This is a genomic window from Neobacillus vireti (assembly GCF_036962465.1).
Lineage (GTDB): Bacteria > Bacillota > Bacilli > Bacillales > Cytobacillaceae > Neobacillus > Neobacillus vireti_B.
The window spans coordinates 78,860-101,744 of sequence record NZ_JBALNF010000035.1 but is presented as its reverse complement, the minus strand read 5'-3'; the positions used below and the strand labels follow the sequence as shown (position 1 = coordinate 101,744).

General features: G+C 38.4%; 16 protein-coding genes. 15 read left to right on the top strand and 1 reads right to left on the bottom strand.

The window, feature by feature from the left end; translation table 11 throughout:
• Window positions 1–5: 5 nt before the first annotated feature.
• The 9 genes from V7077_RS16285 to V7077_RS16245 all read left to right on the top strand — a co-directional run bounded on the left by V7077_RS16285 (window position 6) and on the right by V7077_RS16245 (window position 13,103).
• Window positions 6–1,622: a response regulator transcription factor gene (locus V7077_RS16285; RefSeq protein ID WP_335503838.1), complete on the top strand. Its 1,617-nt coding sequence runs from the start codon at window positions 6–8 to the stop codon at window positions 1,620–1,622.
• 133 nt (window positions 1,623–1,755) lie between these two features.
• A complete protein-coding gene (locus tag V7077_RS16280; protein WP_335503836.1) occupies window positions 1,756–3,246 on the top strand; it encodes an ABC transporter substrate-binding protein in 1,491 nt (496 codons plus the stop codon).
• Between the two features lie 347 nt (window positions 3,247–3,593).
• Window positions 3,594–4,463, top strand: coding sequence for an ABC transporter permease (locus tag V7077_RS16275; protein ID WP_335503861.1), 870 nt, complete (start codon window positions 3,594–3,596; stop codon window positions 4,461–4,463).
• Window positions 4,464–4,481: 18 nt separating this feature from the next.
• Window positions 4,482–5,369, top strand: a complete 888-nt coding sequence (locus V7077_RS16270; RefSeq protein WP_335503834.1) for a carbohydrate ABC transporter permease — start codon at window positions 4,482–4,484, stop codon at window positions 5,367–5,369.
• Between the two features lie 117 nt (window positions 5,370–5,486).
• Entirely contained in the window at window positions 5,487–6,134 is a 648-nt protein-coding gene (locus V7077_RS16265) for a YesL family protein (RefSeq protein WP_335503832.1), read from the top strand.
• A gap of 121 nt (window positions 6,135–6,255) precedes the next feature.
• A complete protein-coding gene (locus V7077_RS16260) occupies window positions 6,256–8,004 on the top strand; it encodes a DUF5605 domain-containing protein (RefSeq protein WP_335503830.1) in 1,749 nt (582 codons plus the stop codon).
• 25 nt (window positions 8,005–8,029) lie between these two features.
• Complete coding sequence (locus V7077_RS16255) at window positions 8,030–9,319, top strand: prolyl oligopeptidase family serine peptidase (RefSeq protein ID WP_335503828.1); 1,290 nt, start codon at window positions 8,030–8,032, stop codon at window positions 9,317–9,319.
• Between the two features lie 62 nt (window positions 9,320–9,381).
• Window positions 9,382–11,691: a glycoside hydrolase family 3 C-terminal domain-containing protein gene (locus tag V7077_RS16250; protein WP_335503826.1), complete on the top strand. Its 2,310-nt coding sequence runs from the start codon at window positions 9,382–9,384 to the stop codon at window positions 11,689–11,691.
• Between the two features lie 83 nt (window positions 11,692–11,774).
• Window positions 11,775–13,103: a glycoside hydrolase family 30 protein gene (locus V7077_RS16245; protein WP_335503824.1), complete on the top strand. Its 1,329-nt coding sequence runs from the start codon at window positions 11,775–11,777 to the stop codon at window positions 13,101–13,103.
• 168 nt (window positions 13,104–13,271) lie between these two features.
• Here the strand turns inward: V7077_RS16245 and V7077_RS16240 are convergent, their stop codons facing one another.
• Window positions 13,272–14,318, bottom strand: coding sequence for a LacI family DNA-binding transcriptional regulator (locus V7077_RS16240; RefSeq protein WP_335503822.1), 1,047 nt, complete (start codon window positions 14,316–14,318; stop codon window positions 13,272–13,274).
• 394 nt (window positions 14,319–14,712) lie between these two features.
• On the opposite strand from V7077_RS16240, the gene V7077_RS16235 reads away from it, so the two are divergent.
• The 6 genes from V7077_RS16235 to V7077_RS16210 are packed head-to-tail and all read left to right on the top strand — an operon-like array spanning window position 14,713 to window position 22,741.
• A complete protein-coding gene (locus tag V7077_RS16235) occupies window positions 14,713–16,149 on the top strand; it encodes an L-fucose/L-arabinose isomerase family protein (protein ID WP_335503820.1) in 1,437 nt (478 codons plus the stop codon).
• A gap of 17 nt (window positions 16,150–16,166) precedes the next feature.
• Window positions 16,167–16,997, top strand: a complete 831-nt coding sequence (locus tag V7077_RS16230) for a transketolase (protein WP_335503818.1) — start codon at window positions 16,167–16,169, stop codon at window positions 16,995–16,997.
• A complete protein-coding gene (locus V7077_RS16225; RefSeq protein WP_335503816.1) occupies window positions 16,994–17,962 on the top strand; it encodes a transketolase family protein in 969 nt (322 codons plus the stop codon). The genes V7077_RS16230 and V7077_RS16225 overlap by 4 nt, the downstream gene beginning before the upstream one ends.
• Before the next feature lie 10 nt (window positions 17,963–17,972).
• A complete protein-coding gene (gene glpK, locus V7077_RS16220) occupies window positions 17,973–19,463 on the top strand; it encodes a glycerol kinase GlpK (protein WP_335503814.1) in 1,491 nt (496 codons plus the stop codon).
• Between the two features lie 28 nt (window positions 19,464–19,491).
• A complete protein-coding gene (locus tag V7077_RS16215) occupies window positions 19,492–21,243 on the top strand; it encodes a DUF5605 domain-containing protein (RefSeq protein WP_335503812.1) in 1,752 nt (583 codons plus the stop codon).
• A 25-nt stretch (window positions 21,244–21,268) separates the two neighbouring features.
• Window positions 21,269–22,741: an apiosidase-like domain-containing protein gene (locus V7077_RS16210; RefSeq protein ID WP_335503810.1), complete on the top strand. Its 1,473-nt coding sequence runs from the start codon at window positions 21,269–21,271 to the stop codon at window positions 22,739–22,741.
• The last annotated feature ends 144 nt before the right edge of the window (window positions 22,742–22,885 follow it).

Here is a 22,885-nt window from a genome sequence, read left to right as displayed (position 1 = left end):
TGGTTATGAGTCAATTCCATGTTCTTATCGTAGATGATGAAATTCATTCCATTAGAGGTGTACAAGCTGGGGTAAATTGGGAAAAGCATGATATCACATCAGTTTATACAGCAAATAACTTAAGACAAGCTCAAGAGGTATTTTTAAATCATAAGGTTGATTTGTTATTATGTGATATTGAAATGCCTAAAGGCTCCGGCCTGGACTTGTTAAAGTGGGTACGCGAACATTACTCCGAAACGGAAGCGATTTTTCTAACCTGCCATTCAGATTTTATCTATGCGAAAAAGGCCTTGCAATTGAAAAGTTTCAACTATTTACTTAAACCAGTGGACTATCAAGAGCTTGAAGCTGTGATTCATGATGCATTGGAGAAGATCAAAAAAGACAGAGAGACCAGGATGGTAGAGGAATCTTATCATCGATTAAAGGAATCCCACCATTCGGTTATGCAAGAACGGTTCTGGCTAGACCTGATCCAACAAGCTTTCCCGGCAACAAAAGAAATAATTAATAAACAAATGATGAGGTATCATTTATCTTATACAGATGGTAATACTTTTCTGCCAATTTTATTTCATGTTCAAGAATGGAAAGAGAAACTGTCGGTCCATGAAGAAAAAGTGAGCCAATATGCTTTAAATAAAGCAATTACTGAAATTATCGAAGAATATAAGATGGATGGATATGTCCTTAATTTAGAAGCTGGTTATGTCTTACTGATCCTTGCTTTGGAAAATCCAATTAATCTAAAAGAGTTTAATGATAATTGTAACCAGTTTATTTTGGAATTTGCTCAGTTTTTTTTATGTGATCTTTGCGGCTACATCGGTAATCCAGTACCTATTGAGGATTTAGTCGGAATGGTCCAAACCTTGCAGGAATTTGATCGAAATAATGTAACCGAAAGTAATAAAACAATGGTTTGTCACAAAAATAAAAAAGGTTTTAGTTCTTTCCCTGTACTCCCTACCACAGAGTGGACAAGCTTAATGAAAAGTGGTCCAAAAGAAAAATTTTTAAAAGCTATTAATCTGTATTTTACCAATTGGAAAAAGTCAGATGAAAATCTAACAGCACAATCATTGCATCTGTTTTATCAAGATTTTTTGCAATTAATCTTTTATGTTCTTCAGGTAAAAGGAATTCAAGCCAATCAAGTTTACTCACAAAACCTCCTGACTGAGAAGTCGCACAGAGTTTTAAAATCTTTAAATTCGCTCCGTGATTGGGTCATTTATATAGCAGATGTAGCCATGGATCAAATTCATTTACCTCTAGAAAAAGGATCGGTGGTGGATATAGTCAAAAAATATATCCATGATAATCTTGGTGAACAGCGGTTATCCCGTGAAGATATTGCCAATTTCGTCTATTTAAATCCAGACTATCTCACTAGACTATTTAAAAAACAAACTGGATTTTCTATATCAGACTATCTTCAGCAGCAGCGGATTGAATACGCAAAAAAACTATTACTAGAAACAAATTCACCTGTAAGTGAAGTGGCATTATCGGCTGGATACTCCAATTTTTCCTATTTTTCCACAATCTTTAAAAAGGTGACAAACCTGAATCCGATGGAGTATCGAAAGAAGTCGATATTTTCGGAAAAGTCGTAATAACAAAAATAAAAAGTCGTATTTTTAGTAAGTGTTTTTTATCCCATCCTCTATACTAAAAATTAGATAGGTGGTAACGCTTTCAGTTGAACTTACCATGGATTCGACAAGATCATAAGGGGGAAAGACAAGGATGAAGCACTTTAAGGCAATAACACGTTTTTTGCTATTCGTCATGTCAGCTGTATTAGTTTTAGCTGGATGCAGTTCAAAGGAGAGCAGTACAAGTACGAGTAAAGGATCGGACACTAATGGCCAGCCTTATCAGATTAATATGGCGTATATAACCTTTACAAAGATGGATGATTTACCCTTGGTCCAGGATGAAATAAATAAAATCGTTAAAAAGAAGATCAATGCCACTGTAAAATTAGTACCAATTAATGGGGCAAACTATCAGCAGCAAACGAACTTAATGCTGACAGGAAATGAAAAACTAGATTTAGTCGTGACTTCATCCTTTTTTGGATATAGCACACAAGCCTCAAAAGGACAACTCCTTGCATTAGATGATTTGGTTAAAAGCCATGGCAAAGGTATCTTAGAAGTGGTACCTAAACGTCTTTTAGAGGGTAACAAAGTCAATGGTAAAATGTATGGTATTCCAAGCATCCGTGACTGGGGTTCTTATTATGGATTTGTCATGAGAAAGGATATTGTCGATAAATATAAAATCGATCTTTCTCAAGTAAAGACATTTGCTGATTTAGATAATGTTTTTAAAATTGTAAAAGAAAAGGAACCAACTTTAACTCCGATTGTAAATACGCAAGCGACTACGACAACTACTGTTATTGCCGGTGGGAAGTATGATATTCTAGGAGACAATCTTGGTGTTGTATCCTTTAAAGACAAGAAAATTGTGAATATGTTTGAAGAACCTGAATATGTAGATGCGGTCAAGTTAGCTAGAAAATGGTTCAAGGACGGATATGTACTTAAGGATGCAGCGACTTCACAAGAAGCTGCTGCCAATATTGTGAAGGCAAATAAAGGCTTCGGTTATTTTTCCCATATGAAACCAGGCTTTGATGTGCAAGAAAAAGGAATTACTGGATATGACATGGTTTCAGTGAAATTGTCAGATGTATATTCTTATACAGATGCAGCAACAGGCTTTAACCTGTCTATTGCAAGAAACAGTCAAAATCCTGAAAAAGCGATGGAGTTAATAAATTTACTTTATACCGATAAAGATATTATGAATTTACTTGATAACGGTATTGAAGGAAAGCATTATCAAGTTAACTCTGATGGAACGATTAAACTTCCGGATAATGTTAAGGAATCCAAATACGTATTTGGACAATGGCAAATAGGAAATAACTTCTTAACAAATCCTTGGGAAGGAAATCCAGCAAATTATTGGGATATTATGAAGAAACATAATGATTCTGCTATTTTCTCTCCAGCTTTTGGTTTTACGTTTAATCCTGATCCGGTGAAAACGGAAATGGCTGCTTCTACAAACGTAATTAATCAGTATAAACTAGGTATTGAATCCGGTACTTTGGATCCAGAAAAGAGCCTGCCGGAGTTTAATAAGAAGCTAAAAGCAGCAGGACTGGATAAAATTATGGCCGAAAAGGAAAAGCAGTTTGAAGCTTGGAAGAAAAAGCAATAAGGAACAGAAAAAGAGAGCTAGTGTGAAACTAGTTCTCTTTTTCATAGAATTATGGAAGCATAGGGACGGTTCTTCCGCTTCCACTAAATATATTGAATTTATTTTCTGAAAAGTCGGATAAACAAAAATAAGAAGTCGTATTTTGGATAGTTTCAATATTACTAGTTTTATAAAATAAAGATATAAGTTGGAAGAGAAAATTGTAAGCGGAAACAAAACGTTGACAAGGGGGAAAAGGGATGTCAGAAGTGACAGTAAAAAAGGTTGAAGCAGGGATCCAAGCAGTTCCTGCAAAGAAAGTAAACACTAAGCTGATTAAATTTAAAAGGTCACTGCCATTATTGATCATGATGTTTCCTGGGTTAGTCTACTTATTGATTAATAACTATTTGCCAATGTTCGGTCTGGTAATTGCTTTTAAGGATATTAACTATGCGAAAGGAATCCTCGGCAGTGATTGGATTGGCTTTAAAAACTTTGAGTACCTGTTTAGTACAAGAGATGCGTTTGTCATTACTCGTAATACCATTCTTTATAATGGCGGCTTTATTATCTTAAATACCATTATTGCTATTGCTGTAGCGATTATGCTGAATGAAATTAAAAATAAACTTGCAAAAGGCTTTTATCAGAGTGTCATTCTTTTACCGTTCTTAATCTCAATGGTAATCGTCAGCTATTTGGGATTTGCCTTTCTTAGCGAAGATGTGGGTTATTTAAATAAAACCATTTTACCAATGCTGGGGTTGGATGGGATCTCATGGTATAACGAAGCCAAATATTGGCCCTACATTTTAACCTTTATCAATTTGTGGAAAGGTGTGGGTTTCTTGTGTGTCATTTATTTAGCCGCTATCATCGGTATCGACCAAGAATACTATGAAGCAGCCACACTGGATGGAGCGAATAAATGGCATCAAATCATTCACATTACGATTCCTTCGATTATGCCAGTAATTATTATGATGACTTTATTGGCCATCGGAAGAATTTTCTACTCTGATTTCGGATTATTCTATCAAGTACCAATGAATTCAGGGGCTCTTTATGACACTACCAATGTTATTGATACCTATGTTTACCGTGGTTTAATGCAGCTTGGTGATATCGGTATGTCAGCTGCTGCTGGTTTGTATCAATCCATCGTTGGATTCGTTCTCGTCTTATTATCAAATTATCTTGTACGTAGAAAAAGTAAAGACAATGCTTTATTTTAAAATTGGAGGCGGAAAAGGATGTATAGATCAGATCGAATTACCCAATGGGTATCACATATCGTTTTAATTATACTTGCGGCAGGCAGCATCATACCCTTAATCATTCTTTTATCTTCTTCCCTGAGTGATGAGGCATCCATTTTGAAGGATGGGTATTCCTTTTTCCCAAAAGAAGTAAGTTTTGCGGCCTATGATTATTTACTCTCTAATTCTTCAAGTATCTTACGGGCGTATGGAATTACAGTATTTGTCACAGTATTTGGAACATTTGTAAGTTTGGTGATGACATCGTTTTTGGCTTATGGTCTTTCACGACGTGATTTACCTTTTAAAAATGTTTTTGCTTTCATCGTTTTCTTTACCCTATTGTTTAACGGCGGTCTTGTTCCTACGTATCTTGTGTATACACAAGTGTTTGATATCAAAAATACCATCTGGGCATTAATCGTACCAGGGTTACTCATGAACGGATTTAATGTTTTGTTAATGAGAACATTCTTTATGACTTCGATTCCGGAGCCGATAATTGAATCAGCAAGGATGGATGGTGCGGGTGAATTTAGGACATTCTTCTCGATTATTCTTCCGCTTTCCCTGCCAATCTTGGCTACGATTGGTTTGCTTCAAACCATCATTTATTGGAATGACTGGTTCAATGGACTTGTCTATATTACGGAACCATCATTATTTAGTATTCAAAACATCTTAAACAGGATGTTGTCGGATATTCAATTCTTAGCAACAAGCAATTTAGGATCTAACACAAGTACAGCGGCAGCTCAAATTCCTACTACAGCTGTACGAATGGCTATTGCGGTAATTGGTATCCTGCCAATCCTCATTGCCTATCCATTTTTCCAAAAGTACTTAGTAAAGGGAATTGCGTTAGGCTCAGTTAAAGGTTAATTCAATCGTTTTAATATAATGGAGGGCTTGTAGATTATCGATCGCCCTCCTGCATTAATGTGGCAGCCTGGATAAGGAATCAAAGACAGGAGAAACAAAGCAAGGAGGAAATGTAAAATGATTGGTTTTATGAAGGGATTTTATAGTATTTCAGAGTGGGTCCTAAGGTTTGCATATGTGAATGTACTTTGGATTGCATTTACCTTGCTTGGTTTTGTTGTTTTTGGTTTCTTTCCTGCAACACTGGCTATGTTCACGGTGGTTCGTAAATGGGTATTGAAGCAGACGGATATTCCAGTGTTTAAAACGTTTTGGTCCACTTATAAAAAAGAATTTGTTAAAGGGAACCTATTAGGGCTAATCGTTGGTCTATCTAGTTTTTTTATGTACTCTAACATAAGAATAGTTGAGGCAACCACTGTACCGGCGTTCAAATTACTATACGTCCCAAATGTTATTGTAATCATGTTATTTTTATTTACTCTATTATATATCTTCCCGGTATTGGTTCATTTTGATGTCAGCTTAAAAGAGGGGATTAAAAATTCATTTATTTTAATGACCATCAATCCAATCCCAACCTTTTGTATGGCTACTTTGACAGGGTTCCTATGTTTCATCTTTTTAAAAATACCCGGAGTCACTCCGTTTTTTAGCGGTAGTATAATAGCATTTTTACTTATGTGGCTAAGTAACTATGTATTTGTAAAAATGAATAAAGCCGCCGACTTCTCTTTGAAAAGGACCAGAACAGAAGCGCATTAATTTTATGAGGAACGATTAAAGAGAGCTAAAAAGATAGTTCTCTTTTATATTAATAAGTCAATTTACATTTCTTTTCCTGACTAAAGCCTGAAAACCTTAGAGAAAGGGGATAACAAATGATATGAGTTATTCACCAAATATGAAAATGGGCAAGATCCTAGCTAATAAAAATGCCAAAGAAGTTTTGCAAAAATACGTGCCACAATTATTGGCACCTACTGAATTCCCAATTATGTTTGTTAAATTTAGTACGTTGGAACAATTGGTTACACGGCTGCCTGAGTCTGAACGCACAACTGATATTGTAGAAAAACTGTATAAAGAGCTGGCTGAGATAGAGGAGTTAGAAGAAGACACTGGTTATATTGCACCGGTAGCTAATTATGAATCTGAGTCAGTAAGTTTGGGATCGGCCAAAGTTAGTACCCCAAATACCGTAGAAAAATGGTCTGTTTTTGAGGTCGAACTTCATGGTCCACAACACGGCAATCCTTTTACAGACGTCACGTTGCAAGCAGAATTTATCTGTAATGAAGAGAAACGCCAGCAAGCTCTTGGATTCTATGACGGGGATGGTATCTATCGAATCAGATTTATGCCAGATGCTGAGGGAATCTGGACATTTCAAACAACGAGCAACGCCAGATCTTTGGCAGGGATTGAAGGAAAGTTTGAATGTGTAAGTCCTTCTAAAGATAACCATGGTCCTGTCCGCGTTAAAAATACATATCATTTTTCGTATGAGGATGGCACCCCATATATTCCAGTTGGAACGACATGCTATGCATGGATTCATCAGGAGGAAGAATTAATCCAACAAACCTTGGAAACGTTACAAACATCTCCATTTAATAAGATGCGAATGTGCGTGTTTCCTAAATCCTATCAATTCAATTCTAATGAGCCTTTATACTATCCATTTGAAGGTTCTCTTGAGGAAGGCTTTGACTTTACGCGCTTTAATCCAATGTTTTTCCAGCACTTAGAACAAAGGATTGCAGATCTTGGGAATCTGGGAATTGAAGCCGACCTTATCCTGTACCATGCTTATGACAGGTGGGGGTTTGCAGAAATGAAAAAGGCCGAGGATGATCGCTATTTGAAATATCTCGCCGCTCGTCTATCTGCCTATCGAAATCTATGGTGGTCGTTAGCGAATGAATACGACTTAATGTGGGCGAAAGAAAAAGAGGATTGGGAGCGCTTTGCTCAGATTATCACGGAAAATGACCCTCACCAACACCTCATTTCCATTCATAACTGTTTTGGATTCTATGATTATTCACGGCCTTGGGTGACACACTGTAGCGTTCAACGAGTCGATGTATATAGAACAGCTGAGAATACGGATGAATGGAGAAAACAGTGGAATAAACCAATCGTTATCGACGAATGTGCCTATGAGGGAGATATTGACCAAGGATGGGGAAATATCACCGGGGAAGAAATGGTCCGCCGGTTTTGGGAAGGAGCAGTTAGAGGCGGTTATGTGGGACATGGGGAAACGTATCTTCACCCAGAAGATATTTTATGGTGGTCCAAAGGAGGAAAGTTGTATGGAGACAGTCCAAAACGAATTGGCTTCCTGAAGCGGATCATGGAAGAGGGCCCGGAAGAAGGATTGAATCCTCTAGAATCGGATTGGGATGCACCTTCTGCGGGAATTCCTGACCAATATTATTTATATTACTATGGCTTTAATCGACCTAGTTTCAGACAGTACCGGATGAACCCTGGCACTCAATATAAAGTGGCAGTCATCGATACTTGGGAAATGATCATTAATGAACTCGAAGGTGTTTATGAAGGGAAATTTAGAATAGACCTACCTGGAAAACAGTATATGGCTGTTAGGATGACTAAAATTTAGTTTTATCAATAGGAGGAGAGTAAAAATGAATCGTTCTTACATGACTGTGACCGAAGTTACTGACTATGGGCCTTATATTACAAAAATCATTCTTCCGCTTCCCGAATCTATTAAATCAGAGGCACTCTCGGAAGATACTTTCAACATTTATGTCGAGCGACGAAGCAAAGAAACAGGCGAGGTGCTTCAACTAAGAAAAGATTGGAATTCCGAAGAACGTTATCCGTCAAAAGGCTATTGTCGTGTGACAAATACGTATGCATCAGATGGCGAAGGGAATAAAACCGAAATTGGCCAATTCGCCACTCTAGAACTTGAAGTTGAGGCGATCAATCGTTTAAACTCGGAAAATGCGTTTGTTAACGAACATAATGTTTATGTTTTCTGTGATTTTCGCATTACGCAGGTAAAAGAAATACAAGCCGATAATGTTTCTATTTCAGGGCTAGTTTATGATCATTTCAGCGGCGGTCGCATGGAGCAAGTAAAAGGATGGGTAAATAGTGAGTCATCATATGCTGAGATGCCCTTACGGTTCGGCTATTATACACCAAATATGAGCGAAGAAAAACGTCCATTGATCATCTGGCTCCATGGTGCAGGCGAAGGTGGATATGACACGTCGGTCGCCTATACCGGTAATAATGTTGTAAATCTATCAAGCGAAAAAGTACAGAAAATGTTTGGCGGCGCTTATGTCCTTGCTCCACAAGTGCCCACTATGTGGATGGACGATGGCAGTGGTGAGTATACGATGAGTGGAAAGTCAATGTACGTGAAAGCGCTTAAATCACTCATCGATGAGTTTATTCATTTACACCCGGATATAGATACAAATCGGATCTACATCGGTGGCTGTTCCAATGGCGGTTTCATGACGATGCGGATGATTATCGATTATCCTGGTTTCTTCGCAGCCGCCTATCCTGTATGTGAAGCACTCTACGACAACGTGATTACGGATCAAAATATTGAAGATATAAAGAATACTCCTATCTGGTTTACGCATGCCAAAAATGATGAAGCAGTAAAACCTGAAATAACAGTCATTCCAACATATGAGCGTCTGCTAGAAGCCGGTGCTCCTAATGTTCATTTTTCCTATTTTGATAAGGTTGTAGATACCTCAGGCATTTTTAAGGATAAGGAAGGCAACCCGTTTGAATTTTTTGGCCACGGTTCTTGGATTTACACACTAAAAGACGAATGTGTACTCGACTATGATGGCTCTCCAGTAAAAGTAAATGGAAAAGAGGTAACACTTCTCCAATGGCTGGCGTTGCAGACAAAACAAATAACAGTCACAAATCGATAGTATGAAGAAAAGTTAAATAAAAAGGTAGTTCTTGTTCGACAATATGGGGAGGTATTTAAAGAATGGAAAGAGATATTAAAAAATTAATGGAACAAATGACACTTGAAGAAAAGGCTAGCCTTTGCTCTGGGCTAAATTTCTGGCAGCTTAAAGGAATTGAGAGATTAGGAATTCCATCCATCATGGTCACAGATGGTCCGCATGGTCTTCGTAAACAACAGCAAAGTGCTGATCACCTGGGAATATATGATAGTGTCCCGGCCACCTGCTTCCCTTCTGCAGTTGGTCTCGCTAGTACATGGAATCGTTCCCTTATTAATAAGGTTGGGGTTGCCTTAGGAGAAGAGTGTCAGGCTGAGGATGTTGCTGTTCTACTTGGACCAGGTGCGAATATAAAACGTTCACCACTGTGCGGCAGGAATTTTGAATATTTTTCAGAGGACCCTTACCTTTCTTCAGAATTAGCGGCAAGCCACATTAATGGGGTACAAAGTCAGGGCGTTGGGACTTCTCTTAAACATTTTGCGGCCAATAACCAGGAACATCGCCGTTTGTCTGTTGATGCAGTCGTTGATGAAAGAACCTTTAGAGAAATCTATCTTGCTAGTTTCGAAAATGCGGTTAAAAAGGGCGAACCATGGACGGTTATGTGTTCCTATAACAAAGTAAATGGGGAATATGCTTCAGAAAATAAAACATTATTAACGGACATTTTAAAGGATGAATGGGGTTTTGATGGGGTTGTTGTGTCAGACTGGGGGGCAGTCAATGAACGCGCAAAAGGGTTAGCAGCAGGCTTAGATTTAGAAATGCCTTCAAGTAATGGGATAGGTGATCGAAAAATAGTAGATGCCGTAAATAATGGCCAGCTTTCAGAACAAAAACTAGATAGAACAGTAGAGAGGTTACTAAAAATTATTTTCAAAGCAGTTGATAACAAAAAAGAAAATGCTATCTATGATAAAGAGGATCACCACCAGCTTGCTAGAAAAGTGGCGAGGGAAGGTATGGTTCTATTGAAAAATGATGATGGTGTTCTTCCGTTAAAAAAGGATGGAACGATTGCCGTAATCGGAGAGTTTGCCGTAAACCCAAGATACCAGGGGGGCGGAAGTTCCCACATTAAGCCGACCAAGCTGGATAATATTTGTGAGGAAATAGAAAAGAGTGCTGGAAATGGCAGCGTTATTTATGCAAAAGGCTATCATTTAAAAAATGATGATACAGATGATCAATTAATTGCAGAGGCAAAGGAAAAAGCGCTCCAAGCCGATGTAGCTGTATTATTTGTTGGTCTTCCTGACCGATATGAATCGGAAGGTTATGACAGAGAGCATTTAAGAATACCTGACAACCATCGCACTCTTATTGAAGCTGTAGCAGAGGTTCAGCCTAATATAGTGGTAGTTCTTAGTAATGGTGCACCCATTGAAATGCCGTGGTTAGATAAAGTAAAAGGACTTCTCGAAGGGTATTTGGGAGGTCAGGCGCTAGGAGGGGCAATCGCTGATTTATTATTTGGAGATGAAAATCCAAGCGGAAAATTGGCTGAAACGTTTCCGAAAGAACTCCGTCATAATCCTTCCTATCTTAACTTCCCAGGGGAAGGGGACAAGGTAGAATATAAGGAAGGGCTTTTTGTAGGGTATCGCTATTACGATGCGAAAGCAATTGAACCGTTATTCCCATTCGGTTATGGTCTGAGTTATACAAACTTTGAATATTCGAATCTAGTTATTAACAAAGAATCTATTTTAGATAATGAAACAGTTGAGGTGAAAGTGACAGTTAAAAATACAGGAGAGAGAGCTGGAAAGGAAATTGTTCAGCTATACGTTCGTGATGTAGAAAGTACTGTCATTCGACCTGAGAAAGAATTAAAAGGCTTCGCAAAGGTCGAGTTACAACCAAGCGAAGAGAAAGAAGTAACCTTCACCTTGGATAAAAGAGCTTTTGCATATTACAACGTTGACCTCAAGGACTGGCATGTGGAGAGTGGTTTATTTGAGATACTTGTAGGAAAGTCTTCAGCTGACATAATTTTATCAGGGACGCTGCAAGTAAACTCTACTGTTACCATAAACAAGTTAGTCCATCGAAACACGACAATTGGGGATCTTATCGCAAATCCAATTCTAGCCCCATTTGTCCAGGAAACGCTTGCCAAGGCAAATGAAGGCAGTCCATTTGCTAATATCGGGGAAGATTCAGATGGTTTTGAAATGTTCGAGGCGATGATGAGATTTATGCCGTTACGAGCCATGGCCGCATTCAATCCAGAAAAATTTACTGAGGATATGCTTAATAGTCTTATAGAACAGCTGAATGAGAGATTAGGGAATGCAACTAATGCGCAAACAATCGTCAACTAAACATTTTATAATTAAATAAAGTATTGCAACAAGCCAAACCATGAGTTTGGCTTGTTGCATAGAAATGGAAAGGAAGGTATTCAATGACTATAAATTGGATTGAATCAACAAGAGATTCATATTGGCAAACGAAGGAACCGATCGAAACCGCTGATAAACAGAGCAATTTGATTATAACAGCCAATAAAGGCCGTGTGGTGGAGGGCTTTGGGAGCTGCTTTAATGAACTTGGCATGAATGCGCTTAATCTCTTATCTGAAGAAGAGCGTACAAAAGTGCTGAATTCTTTATTTGCAACGGATGGCGACTGTCAGTTTACCCTTTGCCGCCTGCCAATTGGTGCAAGCGATTATGCTTTGGAATGGTATAGTCATAATGAAACCGATGACGACTATGAGATGGAGCATTTCTCGATTGAACGAGATCAAAAATATCTGATTCCATACATTCGTGAGGCACAAAAGAGAAACCCGGATATGAAATTTTTCGCTTCACCATGGAGCCCGCCGACTTGGCTGAAATTTCCTAAGGCCTATAATTATGGAACACTGCGCTGGGAGAAAAAAGTATTAGAGGCATATGCTCTTTATTTCGTGAAATATGTCCAAGCCTATGAAAAAGAAGGAATCAAAATCAACCAAATTCATGTTCAAAATGAAGTGGTGGCTGATCAAAAATTCCCTTCTTGTAAATGGACAGGGGAGCAATTACAGGAATTTATCCGTGATTATCTTGGACCTGCATTTGAAAAACATGGCCTAAAAACGGAAATCTGGTTGGGAACGATCAATGCTCCTGAACCTTGGCAGGAGTTAATGACAGATACCACATCTGATTATGATGTGTATGCAGGTCTTGTTCTAAGTGATCCTGAAGCGTACAAGTATATCAGTGGTGTCGGCTATCAATGGGCGGGAAAACATGCGATCCAACGGACTGCCGAGAGTTATCCTGAATTACGCTACTTACAAACGGAAAATGAATGTGGAAACGGCAATAATACGTGGGAATATGCGCAATATGTCTGCAACCTGTTCCGTCACTATTTTGTTAATGGAGCAAATGGATATGTATACTGGAATGCTGTGCTCGAGCCAAAAGGCCGCAGCACTTGGGGCTGGGAACAAAATTCAATGATTACCGTGGATCCAGAAACCAAAAGCTTCACCTACAATCCTGAATTTTATGTTGTTAAACATCATTCACATTTTGTGAAAAATGGAGCAGTCAGACTTGAAACCAAAGGCCAGCTAACGGCTCATGCTCTTGCATTCCAAAATCCGGATAATTCTATTGTATTAATTGTAAACAATCCGCTAAAAAAAGAACGGGAATTAGTATTTGAAATCCGAGGTCAATCCTATCAATTTGAGTTAAAACCTGAATCCTTTAATACGATTGTTATAAAATAATCCCATTAATTCCGTTCTTCAGACCGTAGGTAATATAACTGAACAAAACTAAAATAATTTATTAAAATGGCTCATTTAGGTTAATTATTACCTGGGTATATTTCCGACAAAAAAACCTTAGCCTAGTATACCTACCAGGCTAAGGTTTTGTATTTTTCAGGCTTGTATTTAACTTTCCGTTAGTGTAGAAACTACACATGATTTTCTTTCAATCAGTTCAGTATCCACAAACACTTTAATCTTATCCGTGTCGTTATTTTCAATTTGTTTAATTAATTTTTCAACCGCAATTAGTGCAATCTTGTCCTTTTTTACGTGGATTGTCGTTAATTCAGGCGTTATAACTTGTGATTCAAAGATGTTATCAAAGCCAATAACAGAAACATCATCCGGAACGTTAACGCCGAGTTCAGTGAGCGACTTAATAACACTAATGGCCATATAGTCAGCTTCACAAAATAAAGCCGAAGGCAAGTGCTTTAAACGGTTTATGATCTTCTCTTTAAACGTATCTTGGGATGAAATGACTGTCGGGGATACTGAAAAGTAATTGTTCTCAGCAATTTTTAACCCATTCTCGCTAAGTGCCTGTAAAAAACCTTTCTTTCTCATGTCGAAATTATACATTCTCGTATTTGACCCCACATAACCAATTTGCTCATGTCCTAACTCCATTAAGTATTGTCCTGCCTGATAAGCACCATATACATTGTTCATGACGACAAAGCTTACATCCATCGTTTCAAAACAAGTATCCAACACAACAATATTTGGTTGAACGCTTGCAACAAGGTTAATTTGCTCCGGTGTTAAATTAGTACCTAACAATAGTATACCTGCAGACTTTTGTTCTTGCTCGAGTCTAGTTATTTCATCTTGCAGGTGCTCTATGTTGATTGAAGAAACCATAAGTGAATAACCACTCGTACCAATTTGTTTGTCAAGATTATGGATTAAATCAGTGAAGAAAGGGAGAGATTCATATTGTTCTGTTACTATGCCTGCATTTGTGATTGCCACAAATCTCAGCAGTTTTGTATGTGGTTGAAAAAATTGATCAACTTTAATAATCGGACGCGGAATATATCCATGTTCTTGTGCGATTCGCAAGACCTTCTCGCGTGTTTTTTGACTGACACCGTTTTTTCCATTCAACGCTAGAGAAACAGCGGATTTCGAAACATTAGCTAATTTAGCAATATCATCTATTTTCATAAATTTAGTAACACCTGCCTAAGAGATAAAAAGATCATTTCGATAGTTAAACTTTTTATTTATTTTATTATAACATACATTAAGTTATTTTAGTTTTAGTTTAGTTAATTTTTAGTTGTTGTTTAGATTAAAAAATGTTCCTATAAATAAAATAGTAATGTAATAGTAGTTTTATAAAGAAAAAACTATAAAAATACTAAAAAACATATAAATAAACAGGTGACACACTAAAAAAATTTATAAAATTAATTGACTGATAATTTAATAGTTGCTATTATTGGTTCAAAGGAAAACTAAAATTATTTAGTTGTTTGAAATGTAATATTTATGTATGCGTTTTATTACTATGATGTTTCAATTTATATTTTGAATATTGCTTGGGAGGCAAAGTAAAATGGAAAAGTTTAAGCTCGGATTTGCTCCAACACGAAGATTTGTATTTAGTAAAGAAGATGCATTAAAGTTTAAAAACTTAATTCGCGAAAAAATTGAGGGTTTTGGCTTTGATATGGAAATTGTCGATTTGGAAGGGATTAATGAAGAAGGATTGCTGCATGAACGTTTAGAAGAACCAGCGATTATTAAGCGCTTTAGAGATGCTGAAGTGGATGCCTTATTTTTCCCTCACTGTAACTTCGGTACAGAAGATATTGTTGCCCGTGTAGCTAAAGCAATCGGCAAACCGGTTTTACTTTGGGGTCCAAGAGACGAAGCTCCATTGGAAGATGGGATGCGTCTTCGTGATACACAATGCGGAATTTTTGCAACAGGTAAAGTATTGAGAAGATTTAATGTGAAATTTACATATATCACCAACAGTTCTGTTGATAGTCCTGTTTTTGAACGTGGATTTAAGAATTTCATTGCTGCAGCTAATGTTGTCAAGCAGTTTAATAATCTGCGAATTTTGCAGATTTCCACAAGACCGTCTGATTTTTGGTCAGTTATCTGCAATGAAGGTGAATTGTTAGAAACATTTGGTATACAGATTCACCCAATTACACTTGATGAATTGAAAAAGGTAACGTTGAAAATTGAGAAGACTGATAGTCCAGAATTAGATGAAGCAATGAGCTATATCAAGGAAAAGCTCGACTGGAGTGCAGTAACAGAACAGGATGTTAGACGGATCGCTTCCTTAAAAGTGGCAATGAAACAACTGGCTGCCGATACAAGAAGTACAGCAATTGCCATTCAGTGCTGGTCAACCCTGCAGGATATTATTGGCATCATGCCATGTTTGGCTAATGCAATTCTGACAGACGAACAGATTCCGGTAACTTGTGAAACAGACATACATGGAGCGATTACCTCTATTATGGTTCAAGCCGCTACTATGAATACTAAGCCAACTTTCTTTGCTGATATTACAATTCGTCATCCTGAAAATCCTAATGGCGAATTATTATTCCACTGTGGAAATTTCCCAGTATCGTTAAGTGTCGAAGAAAAGCCAAAGTTAAACAAACACTTCTTATTTGACGATCATTCTCCAGGTACACATGAAGGGGAAATTAAGGGTGGAGAAATGACACTTGCCCGTTTTGACGGGGATCATGGTGAATATTCGATCTTCCTTGGAAAAGCAAAAGGGATTGAAGGGCCGTTCACAAGAGGATCGTATGTATGGGTAGAAGTAAATGACTGGCCATTATGGGAAGAAAAGCTGGTAAAAGGTCCGTATATTCACCATTCAGTAGGTGTCCATGCCAATGTAATCCCTGCCTTGTTCGAGGCATGCGAATATATCCCAGGGTTGAATCCAGACCCAGTAGATCCAACTGTAGATGAAATCAAAGCATGGCTTCGTGGAAGCGACCTTAATAAATAAGCAGGGAGGTAAAGAGAATGAGTGAAATTGAGTATCTAAAACGGAAAGCAACAGAAATCCGAATGGAATTGTTAACAATGATTTATGAAGCGGGTACGGGGCATACAGGCGGCTCTCTATCCAGTACGGATATCTTAACAGTTCTTTACTATCATATTATGAATGTTGATCCAAAGAATCCAAAGTGGGAAGATCGTGATCGATATGTTCAGAGTAAGGGTCATTCAGTGGAAGTTTATTGGTCAATCTTAGCAGACAAGGGATTCTTTCCGAAAGAGGAATTAAAGACATTCTCTCAATTTGGAACAAGATTAATTGGCCACCCGAACAATAAAGTACCTGGCGTGGAAATGAATACTGGTGCCTTGGGACATGGACTGCCTGTTGCTGTTGGTATGGCCTTGGCTGCCAAAATGGATGGGAAGTCCCATCGCGTCTTTACCTTAATGGGAGACGGCGAACAGGCAGAAGGATCGGTTTGGGAAGGAGCTATGGCCGCTTCACATTACAAGCTTGATAATTTAGTAGCTATCATAGACCGCAATAAATTGCAAATCACAGGAAGTACGGAAGATGTTATGTCCCTTGAACCATTCGGCGAAAAGTGGAGAGCGTTTGGATGGGAAGTTGTTGAAGTAGATGGAAATGATATCGAACAGTTGGTAGAAGTTTTCGAGGAAGCTCTAAAAACTTCAGGAAAACCAACTCTTATTGTTGCCAATACAGTGAAGGGCAAAGGAATTTCATTCGCTGAAAACGTAGCAAAATGGCACCATCACGTCCCCAGTAAAGAAGAATATCAATTAGCGATAGAAGAACTTTCCAAGCAACTGGAGGTGCTACAATGAGTATTGTTGCTCTAAAAAGTGCAAAAGGAAATAAAATTGCCAATCGTCAAGCTATTAGTAAGACTTTACTAGATTTAGCGAAGGAAAATAAAGATATTTTAGTCTTAACGAGTGATTCAAGAGGATCGGCATCCCTAGTAGACTTCGGTAAAGAATTACCTAATCAGATTATAGAAATAGGGATTGCGGAACAAAATCTAGTTGGGGTTGCTGCCGGATTGGCTGCATCTGGTAAAAAGCCCTTCGTTGCCTCACCAGCTTGTTTCTTAAGCATGAGAAGTATTGAACAAATTAAGGTAGATGTGGCCTACTCTAATACAAATGTTAAATTAATTGGCATAAGCGGCGGCGTTAGTTATGGGGCGCTAGGAATGTCACACCATTCTTTGCAGGACCTTGCTGTAACTCGTGCCATTCCAGGTCTGGATGTCATGATGCCAGCGGACCGTCATGAGGCAAAAAAAATGATCGAGGCATTAGTGGAATATGATCGACCGGTCTATGTACGAATTGGCCGTAATCCTGTCGAAGATTCATATGTTTCGGAAGACTATGAATTCCAAATCGGTAAAGCTGTTACGATGAAAGAAGGTACAGATATTACGATTATTGCAACAGGGGAGACAGTCAGAATTGCTTTGGATTCTGCGGAAGCACTTCAAATGGAAGGTATTGATTGCAGAGTGATTAATATGCATACCATCAAACCGTTAGATGAGGAAGCTATTCGGAAAGCGGCTGAAGAAACTGGAAAAATTATCACTATTGAAGAGCATAGTATCTATGGCGGTTTAGGTTCAGCAGTAGCTGAAGTTGTTTCACAAAATCACCCGGTCCCTGTTAAGATTCTCGGTCTTCCAGACGAACCTGCTATTGCCGGAAAAACAGCGGAAGTATTTGAATATTATGGATTAAGTGTCGACAATGTCAAGAAAGTTGTTATACAGATGGTAAATAAAGGATGAGGTGTTCATAATGTCTCACGAGCAATATATCCTTGCAATTGATCAAAGCACGTCAGGAACAAAAGTTCTGCTTGTTAATACAAAAGGGCAAATCACTCATAAATGTTCAGCAAGTCATACGCAACACTACCCTCAAACTGGCTGGGTAGAGCATGACCCGGTTGAAATCTATGAAAATGTTAAAACTCTTTTAACAGAGGTGGTTCAAACCACTTCTGTTCTAGAAAATGAATTAGCTGTATTGGCTATAACGAATCAAAGAGAAACGGTAGTAGTTTGGGATAAAGAAACAGGAATCCCTGTTTACAATGCAATCGTTTGGCAATGCCGAAGAACATCAGATATGTGTGAAGAGCTGAAAAAACAAGGGTATGAAACGCTTATCCAATCAAAAACCGGATTAAAGGCAGATCCATATTTTTCTGCATCGAAGGTTAAATGGATATTGGATCATGTCGATGGTGTCAAAGGTAGAGCGAGAGAAGGAAAGCTCTTATTTGGAACGATTGATAGCTGGCTTATCTGGAAATTAACCGGCGGGAAGGTTCATGCGACTGATTATTCGAATGCAAGCAGGACTCTTCTATTTAATATCCATACCCTTCAGTGGGATGAAGAATTACTGAACATATTTGATATTCCAAGAGAAATGCTTCCTGAAGTAAAAGATTCTAATGAACTTTTTGGCGTAACGGAGGACCCATCTCTTCCATTTATACAACTTCCTATTTCGGGTGTCATTGGGGATTCGCAAGGTGCACTATTTGGACAGAAATGTTTTGAGCCCGGAATGGCAAAAGCGACCTATGGAACAGGTACTTCTGTTCTGATGCAAACGGGAGAGTTGGTAGATGGTACCAATGGTTTAGTTACTTCCATTGCATGGGGATTGAATGGGAAAGTAAGTTATGCGCTGGAAGGGATTATTAATAGTACCGGCGATACAATAAAATGGCTGAAAGAGCAGCTTGAATTAATCGATGAAATTGGCGAGGCTGAGCAGTTAGCGTGTTCGATTTCAGATAATCAAGGTGTCTATTTAGTACCAGCGTTTGTAGGATTGGGAGCTCCATATTGGAAACCGTACAGTCGCGCTGCAATCATGGGAATAAGCCGGAATACTGGAAAACCTCATATTGTCCGTGCCGCATTAGAAAGCATCGCCTATCAGGTTAAGGATGTGATTGAATTGATGCAATCTGAATCCAATATTCAAATAAAAAGTGTAAACGTGGATGGGGGAGCAACAAGCAACCGTTTCTTAATGCAATATCAAGCTGATATGCTGGATATTGATGTTATTGCTTCAGAAGTAGCCGAATTATCTTCGATGGGCTCCGTTTATTTAGCGGGTTTAGGAGTAGGTATTTGGAAATCGACAGAGGAAATAAATCCACTTAATCAGGAACATCAATTGTATCAGCCCTTGATGACAAGTGATATAAGAAAAGAATATTATCAAGGGTGGAAACAGTCAATAAATAGCCTTTTAGTAAATTAATCAATACAATCGGCTGGAGGAACCCAAATTGGAATTTACAGAGAAAACGAAACTAGGCAAGGTTTTATCGAATAAAGATGCCAGGGACATATTGGAAAAACATATTCCGCAACTATCTGAATTAATATTAGATCCAATGTTTAGTAATTTCATTAAGTTAAGTAATTTAGAGATGCTTGCTTTTTTTGCTCCGGAATCTTCATTGATGCCGGAGACAGTAGCAGCTTTACAACAAGATTTGGCAACAGTTTTAGATGAGCAAGAGAAAGACGAAGAGACCGCGCCTAATACCAACTATGAAGCCGAATCAATAGCCATTGGGTCGGCGGCTGTTGAATCGCCAGACTTTGTGGAGAAGTGGGGCGTTTTTGAGCTAGAATTGAAAGGACCAGACCACGAGAACCCATTTGTTGATGTAGCCCTTTGTGCAGAATTTAGTATCGAAGACCGAACTATAGAAACAATGGGCTTTTATGACGGAAAAGGAGTGTACCGAATCCGATTTATGCCTGACACCGAGGGAATATGGACATTTCGGACGAAAAGTACAGCCAGATCACTTGACAGCATAGAAGGTCACTTTGAATGTAAAAGTCCATTGGAAGAGAATCATGGTCCAGTTCGTGTACAAAATACATTCCATTTTGCTCATGAGGACGGAACCAGGTATATTCCAGTTGGCACGACTTGTTATGCATGGATTCATCAAGAAGAAAAACTGATTAAGCAAACATTGGAAACACTAAAAACATCTCCTTTTAACAAAATGCGGATGTGTGTGTTTCCAAAATCGTACGCATTTAACACAAACGAACCTCCTTTTTACCCATTTGAGGGATCTATGGAGGAAGGTTGGGATTTTACCCGATTCAATCCAGTGTTCTTTCAGCATCTAGAACAGAGAATTATCGATCTATGCAAACTTGGTATTGAAGTGGATTTGATTCTGTTTCATTCATATGATCGGTGGGGATTTGGAGAAATGAAAAAGAGCGTGGATGACCGTTATTTACGGTACATCGTTGCTCGTCTTTCAGCCTATCGAAATGTTTGGTGGTCTCTGGCCAATGAATATGATTTTATGTGGTCGAAGGAAATTGAAGACTGGGAACGTATTGCTAAAATAATTACGGAAAATGACCCTTATAATCATTTAATCTCCATACACAACGGAACCCAATTTTACGATTATAACCGTCCATGGATCACCCATTGCAGTGTACAACGAATCGATGTTTACAAGACTTCAGAAAGTACAGATGAGTGGCGTAAACAGTGGAACAAACCAATCGTGATAGACGAGTGTGCATACGAAGGAGACATTGATCAGGGATGGGGCAACATTACGGGTGAAGAAATGACACGACGATTCTGGGAAGGTGCATTACGTGGGGGATATGTCGGGCATGGTGAAACATATCTGCGTTCTGATGAAGTTTTATGGTGGTCTAAAGGCGGAAACCTGTATGGAAGTAGTCCCCAACGCATTGCGTTTTTAAGAAGCATCATGGAAGAAGGTCCAAACGACGGGTTGAACCCTTTGCCTATGTCATGGGATGCACCTGCAGCGGGAATACCAGATGAATATTATCTATTCTATTACGGCTTTAATCAACCGCGTTTCAGAGATTATCGGATGAAGCCTGGGACGAAGTATAAAGTAGAAGTCATTGATACGTGGAATATGACAATTAAAGGACTGGAAGGTAGTTATGATGGAACATTTCGAATTGAGCTTCCAGGAAGACAGTACATGGCGGTCAGAATGACAAGGATCTAATTTCTTTAAAAAGGACGACAAAAATATGAATAGACTAAAAGTCTCGGAAAATAGAAGGTTCTTTACACATCAGGACGGGAAACCATTTATCTGGCTGGCTGATACGGATTGGACAATCGCTCACAGATTAAAATGGGACGATGCAGAATATTTGATGCAAAAGCGAAAATCACAAGGATTTACAGTATTACAGATTGTGGCACTTGACCCGGAGCAGGACAAGGAAATGAGAAATCCTGCCGGAGAAAAGGCTTTATTAAATGATGATTTGAACACTCCTAATGAAAAATATTTTCAGTATTTAGACTGGATAATAGATAAAGCGGAAGAATATGGATTTTATGTTTTATTACTGCCTGTATGGGGAGAACTTGTAGTAGGACATAACTGGATGGGTGAGTTTTCAGAAAAGATTGTTACAAAAGAAAATGCTTATCAATATGGAAAATGGATTGGAAATCGCTATAAAGACAGAACCAATATCATTTGGTGTCTAGGCGGGGACAGGCAGCCCATTCATCTAGGGGTCGATTACAAAGATGTTTGGCGGAATATGGCGGAAGGTATTGCAAAAGGAGTTCTTCAAAAGGACCTTAAATATAACGAAAAAGATCCAGATTGGCAAAAACTTTTAATGACTTATCATGCATGCCATGAAGCAGAGACAGGCGAATGTTCAACTATGTCCTATTGGACTGAAGATGATGCTTGGATATCATTTATTATGATTCAATCAGGACATGGGGTAACACCGAAAAATTACGAATTAGTACAAAATGATTATAATAGAAAAAATCCTATGCCTGTTTTTGATGGAGAACCAGCATATGAACATATGCCCACCTCTTGGCCAATTGGAACTGATTTTCATGGGGGATGGATGGTGAGAAAACGTGCCTATTGGAGTTTGTTCGCAGGGTCGTTTGGTCATACATATGGGCATCCATCGGTGTGTTGGATGATTTCGGAAAAGGAAAGAGATAGTTTTCGAAAATATTCTTGGTTTGAAGCTTTAGACCAGCCTGGCGCATGGCAGATGAAAATCCTGCGTGATTTTTTGGAATCTAGAGACTTAAGTAAATGTATTCCTTGTCAGGAGTTACTAATTGAACAGAATGAAAAGATGGAAGACATTTTAGATGAACACATACAGGCATGTGTAGAAAAAGATGGGGAATTTGCTTGTTTATACTTCCCTTCAGGTGGAGAGGAAACGGTAGATTTAAGCATGTTGAAGAGTGAAAAGTTACAAATTTGGTGGTTTAATCCTAGAGATGGACAATGCTATACACAAGAAAATGTTATAACAGAGAAAACAATTAGTTTGGAGATTGAAGAGCGACGCATTTTTAAAATGATAACGCCTACTCGTGGAAATGAGCAGGATTGGATTTGCTTGATAGAGAGCAGAAATAATTACTCAACTATTCCTGGAAAAGCAAAAAGTTATGGAGAATTGCCTGTACCGCCTGAAATCAAGAAAACATTTATGTGGTAACTATAACTTGTAAGAGAATAAGAGGGCAGCCATGTAATAATGGTTGTCCTTTTATTACCTTTTCTATCCCCAAAAAAAGCGTACATTAATCAGAAAAATCTGACACTATCAGACTGACAAGTTATACTTTATGATATTTATATA

What these genes read in the sequence shown, in the direction of transcription:
- V7077_RS16285 (WP_335503838.1), top strand. Translation starts at nt 6, where the DNA reads ATGAGTCAATTCCATGTTCTTATCGTAGATGATGAAATTCATTCCATT.
- V7077_RS16280 (WP_335503836.1), top strand. Translation starts at nt 1,756, where the DNA reads ATGAAGCACTTTAAGGCAATAACACGTTTTTTGCTATTCGTCATGTCA.
- V7077_RS16275 (WP_335503861.1), top strand. Translation starts at nt 3,594, where the DNA reads ATGATGTTTCCTGGGTTAGTCTACTTATTGATTAATAACTATTTGCCA.
- V7077_RS16270 (WP_335503834.1), top strand. Translation starts at nt 4,482, where the DNA reads ATGTATAGATCAGATCGAATTACCCAATGGGTATCACATATCGTTTTA.
- V7077_RS16265 (WP_335503832.1), top strand. Translation starts at nt 5,487, where the DNA reads ATGATTGGTTTTATGAAGGGATTTTATAGTATTTCAGAGTGGGTCCTA.
- V7077_RS16260 (WP_335503830.1), top strand. Translation starts at nt 6,256, where the DNA reads ATGAGTTATTCACCAAATATGAAAATGGGCAAGATCCTAGCTAATAAA.
- V7077_RS16255 (WP_335503828.1), top strand. Translation starts at nt 8,030, where the DNA reads ATGAATCGTTCTTACATGACTGTGACCGAAGTTACTGACTATGGGCCT.
- V7077_RS16250 (WP_335503826.1), top strand. Translation starts at nt 9,382, where the DNA reads ATGGAAAGAGATATTAAAAAATTAATGGAACAAATGACACTTGAAGAA.
- V7077_RS16245 (WP_335503824.1), top strand. Translation starts at nt 11,775, where the DNA reads ATGACTATAAATTGGATTGAATCAACAAGAGATTCATATTGGCAAACG.
- V7077_RS16240 (WP_335503822.1), bottom strand. Translation starts at nt 14,318, where the DNA reads ATGAAAATAGATGATATTGCTAAATTAGCTAATGTTTCGAAATCCGCT.
- V7077_RS16235 (WP_335503820.1), top strand. Translation starts at nt 14,713, where the DNA reads ATGGAAAAGTTTAAGCTCGGATTTGCTCCAACACGAAGATTTGTATTT.
- V7077_RS16230 (WP_335503818.1), top strand. Translation starts at nt 16,167, where the DNA reads ATGAGTGAAATTGAGTATCTAAAACGGAAAGCAACAGAAATCCGAATG.
- V7077_RS16225 (WP_335503816.1), top strand. Translation starts at nt 16,994, where the DNA reads ATGAGTATTGTTGCTCTAAAAAGTGCAAAAGGAAATAAAATTGCCAAT.
- glpK (WP_335503814.1), top strand. Translation starts at nt 17,973, where the DNA reads ATGTCTCACGAGCAATATATCCTTGCAATTGATCAAAGCACGTCAGGA.
- V7077_RS16210 (WP_335503810.1), top strand. Translation starts at nt 21,269, where the DNA reads ATGAATAGACTAAAAGTCTCGGAAAATAGAAGGTTCTTTACACATCAG.